Source organism: Cupriavidus sp. SK-4 (assembly GCF_000611125.1).
In the GTDB taxonomy this organism is placed as follows: Bacteria; Pseudomonadota; Gammaproteobacteria; order Burkholderiales; family Burkholderiaceae; genus Cupriavidus; species Cupriavidus necator.
In genome coordinates, this window is sequence record NZ_JFJW01000169.1 from 1 (window position 1) to 4,239 (window position 4,239).

The window sequence follows — 4,239 nt, forward strand, 5'->3', positions numbered from 1 at the left end:
TGGTCTGCTGCGCGGCTTCGCCGGAGGTTGCTGTTTCCACGGTCACGGTCTGCTGCGGCCCCGACTTGAGGTGACCGGCTTGCTGGGCGCGCACACGCAGGCGTTGCACGGCATTGAACACCTCCTTCTGCTGGGCCAGGAATGCATCCCCCAGTTTCTGGGTTTAGTCCAGCTTGTCGCCCGTTGGCGCAAGGATCTGCGGAAACGCCACCAGCGACTTTACGCTGACGTCCCAGGACTCGTTCTGTACCGCCTTGACTGCGTCGTCACCCTTGAGGTGCGGATGGGCCTTGCTCCAGCGCGTGGCGAGGGCGACTTCCAGCGGGTAGGTGGAGGCCATCTGGACCTGTGACAGCAGCGGATCGGGATAGAGCGCGATCCGGTTACCCCGGCATTTTTGATCAGGATGTCGATGTTGCCGATGTCGCCGATCTTGCCGAGGCGAAGCGGGCGGCCTATGTCATTCGCAGCCTGGGCGTGACGATGGGGGCAAGAACGGATCAAAACCGAAACACCGCTCCGAGCATGGGACCCTTAAAGGTGAGCCGTTGTATCAGCTCGCCTCCCTTCACTTCATAGGTCAGGTAGCGGTAGGATAAGTGGATATCGCCCCACTTTGCCGCATACGCCGCCCCGGCGGACGCTTGCAGCGTGTAGCTGGAAGACCCGATCCCGACGTCGACGTAATACGGCACGTACCACCTGCCATTGCTGCTCAGGTTGAAGCGACCGCGCACACCGAAGATCGCGTCCACGAGGTTTTCCGTTTGCGAGACACTGCCTTGCTGCGCCAGCGTCGCGCCCTGCTGCGTGAACGTTGCGGATAGCGTCCAATGCGCGCTCGCACTCAGGTTCAGATAGCGCAGGCCTCCGAACGGCTCAATATTGCCCCATGGCGCGCGTAACGCCCTGTAGCCTGCGGCAAGCTGGAGCATCCCCCCAGTCATGCTGCTGCCCACATCGGTCGCTACGTCGCGGGGCACGATGATGCGGGCGCCATTGCCCGCCGTCACCGATTTGAGTGTGGTGTCCTGGCGATTGAAGTCGAGGTAGATCGCATCCCCGAAGATCGACCAGTTGCCCTTTCTGGCCTCAGCCTGCAGCATCAGCAGGAACTGTAGGTTCTGGAGATAGCTGTCCGGCCCCGTGCCGATGTCGAGATTGCCGCCGCCGGTCGATGACGATCCGGAAAAGCGAAAGTCTCCACTGACGTTGGGCAGCCAAAGGTATGGCGCAATGGCAAATTGCCAGCTATCGCTATCGGTCGGCCCAGGCAGATCGGGTGGTGCAGCCTGCGCCGATCCAGCTGCCGCCGCGAGGAAAAAGGTGATTAGATACCCGGCCGCGCCGGTCGCAAAGCGTTGACACCTGCCTTCGCCTGCGCTGAGCCGACCTGCGGTTTGAGCTGTTTCCATGGCTATGTTCCCCCAATCATCCATTGCGCAATGCATGTGCCGGCGAGAGAATGACAACGCAGAGTTGCGACGATAACCTTTTCGTGCGCTAGTTTTGGGGCTTGCCGGCTCCCAGTGCTGCCCGTTTTTTGTCGCTGACGGCCTTGATCTATGCAACGAAAGATCGGAGTTGAAAGTATCAAGGCTTTGTACTAGTCGGATGGAAGGGAATTCCCCTTCGTTGGTTGTGATGCGGCTTCGACACGCCATCATGGCACTTCCGAACCAGCTGGCGGCTTGCGCCGCGACCTCGGGACGGGGAAGTCCCCTCCATTCGATGACGCCTTGCCGGTCTCCCCGCGCATTCAGAACCTGTGCCGGACGCCTAAGGCGACGCCGAACATGTTGCTCTGCCCGTTGCCGAGGACATAGCTGTTACCTAGCGACAGGCTGTTGGCATAGAAGGTCGCGAGCGACTCGAGCATCAACCCGGCGTTCTTAGCATAGGCCGTGGTCAGGTAGACATCGGTGCGCTTGGACAGTGAGTAGTCGGCCACGAAGGAGATCTGCCACGGGTTGGCTACACTCGTGTTGCCGTAAAGGTTCTTGAGGTCGTCGTAGTTGTACTCGAGCGTGAGCGCGAGTGCCGGTGTGACCTGGTAGTTGGCCCCGATCCAGTAGAAGTCATCGCGCTGGATCAGGACATCGGCCGCGTTCTTGTTCTGGCCCCAGCGGTAGCCTCCCATGATCTTGGCGGGGCCGAACGCATAGCTGGCGCCTACCACGGCCTTCTTGATGATGCCGGTGCCGGTGCCGATTGTGGGATTCCACTGGTCATAGCCGGCCGTCGCGGCGAACGGGCCGAACGTGTAAGCCAGTGCCCCGCCATAGGCGGTGTCTCGCCGGAACTGCCCCGGGACTTCGCCATTGCCGCCGATCGGGATGGGGAACCCTACCGAGGCGGGCAGGGCCACCCCGGCGCCGAAAGACCAGTGCGCGAGTGCCGTCAGCCCCCCGAACTTCCCGGTGTACTTGATGGTGTTGTCCTCGCGGTAGTTGGGGCCGGACTGCATGACGACCGGCTCATACTGCGTGGCATAGGCGGTTGGAGAGAAGTTGGCCAGGGCCTCGAACATCGAGGTGTACTGCCGACCGAGGCTGACCTGCCCGAAGCGGTCGCTCTGGACGCCCACGAAAGCCTGGCGGCCGAACAGGCGGCCGCTTTGCTGCGACAGGCCGGTATCGAGGCCGAAGCCGCTTTCCAGCACGAAGATAGCTTTGATGCCGCTGCCCAGGTCCTCGTTGCCGCGCAGGCCCCAGCGCGAGCCGGAAAGTCCGCCGGAAGTCAGTCGGTAGGCATCGTTGCCCGGTCCCGGGTTGAATCCGTTGGCGGCCGTCGGCACGACGCCCGCGTGGTTGACATATTCCACGTTGGCGTCGATCACGCCGTACAGCGTGACGCTTGACTGCGCAAGGGTTGCCATCGGCCATCCCAGCAGAGTCGCCAGGGCCATCCTTTTCTGTAACATGGTGTTCTCCTCTCTTTCTCTTTTTTGCTTTGGGTGGTCCAGCCACAACTTCATTCTTTGCATGCCTGACCTTGCAACATGCTGCCGGGCAGCCTGTTCGAGCTTAGGAGCGAAGCCCGTTTCCCGCCAGCAACCGATGACCGGAAACCGCGGGAAACACGCAGTGGTGTCGGCTATTTAAGACAGTCGACGCCAAGAGCCGGCTGCCACTGCCTTCGAACTTCCCCCATGCGCCTGAACAACTTCGAGCGCGACGACCGACAGCGACTTCACCGGCTGGAGAACCGAATTCGGGAAGAGGGCTGCCGTGCTTGGCTTTTGGGGAACAGAAGACGACCGATGCGTCCCGGAATGCGTGGAACGAGTCGTGCTCACGGAGCTGCTGCGGCCTGCTTCGGAGGCCGTACCCAGGGGGTAAGCTTTGATTTCGGTGCCGGCCGGACGTCTTCTCCGACCGGTTCAGCGTTTTCGACGGGGAGCTGCGTCGGCTTGGGGATCCTGAGGCAACTCTTCCCCGTGGCTGCTGGCGTCAGCGACCTCCGGCGTTGCATCGTCGCCGGGAATCGACGCTGCCGGTTCGACAAGGGACGGAAGTTTTTCGAGACGCCCTTTGACCAGCAGAGCGTCTCCGGGTCTGCAGAGTCAAGATGATACGGATTGCATAAGCTCGTCATCCTCGTCTAGTCCATTAGATGCCACACAGATCGAAGCGCAACATCGGTACAAATTATTGGACGTACATCGTCCAGCGACTAGAAAAAGTGATGCGTTTGACTTCGTCCTTGCTATTTGCATCATGGCTGGTGGTCGGATGCAACACCCGCCAATTCCGCCCGGCAAGCCGGTCGACATTCTCACAGCATTGGCACAAGTGGCCGACGATCTGTATAGGTTAGAAAGAACCTTGCGGGACGAAATCAGCAAGGAGGCGCGGCCATCGATTCGATCGCCATTGAGCTCAATCTCTCCGTTGACGGTGCAAGGAATCCCCAAGTCGCCGTTGCACCCGACATGCCGTTCATGCCGACCGTGAGCTATGGACATATCACCACCACCAATGGCAGCAAGCTTACGCTTTCATTGAAGAATCTCAGTTCCATGACAGGCGCATTGCCCGCTTGATGCGATTGGGCAGAACTTGCCCGGACCTGGTGCATCCCTGTTCTTTGACGCCGACGAAATTCGGGGAGCATACGTGCTTGCCAAGAAGGCACGCCCGAAGACACCGGTCACACTCAATCAGATGATTCGGCTGGTCGCTTCCTTGGATGGATTCCTTGGGCGCAAGAGCGATGGCGAGCCTGGCGCTAAGACGA

The 4,239-nt window shown here is 60.6% G+C and carries 2 protein-coding genes and 2 pseudogenes; 1 reads left to right on the plus strand and 3 read right to left on the minus strand.

What is annotated here, in order from left to right; translation table 11 throughout:
• The 3 genes and pseudogenes from CF68_RS36770 to CF68_RS32180 all read right to left on the minus strand — a co-directional run.
• A pseudogene (locus CF68_RS36770) lies at window positions 1-379 on the minus strand (DUF3300 domain-containing protein); the annotation flags it as partial.
• 121 nt (window positions 380-500) lie between these two features.
• Complete coding sequence (locus tag CF68_RS32175; RefSeq protein ID WP_035827049.1) at window positions 501-1,415, minus strand: hypothetical protein; 915 nt, start codon at window positions 1,413-1,415, stop codon at window positions 501-503.
• Between the two features lie 344 nt (window positions 1,416-1,759).
• Window positions 1,760-2,923, minus strand: coding sequence for a porin (locus tag CF68_RS32180; RefSeq protein ID WP_035827046.1), 1,164 nt, complete (start codon window positions 2,921-2,923; stop codon window positions 1,760-1,762).
• Window positions 2,924-4,029: 1,106 nt separating this feature from the next.
• Here CF68_RS32180 and CF68_RS36780 point away from each other — a divergent pair.
• A pseudogene (locus tag CF68_RS36780) lies at window positions 4,030-4,239 on the plus strand (IS4 family transposase); the annotation flags it as partial.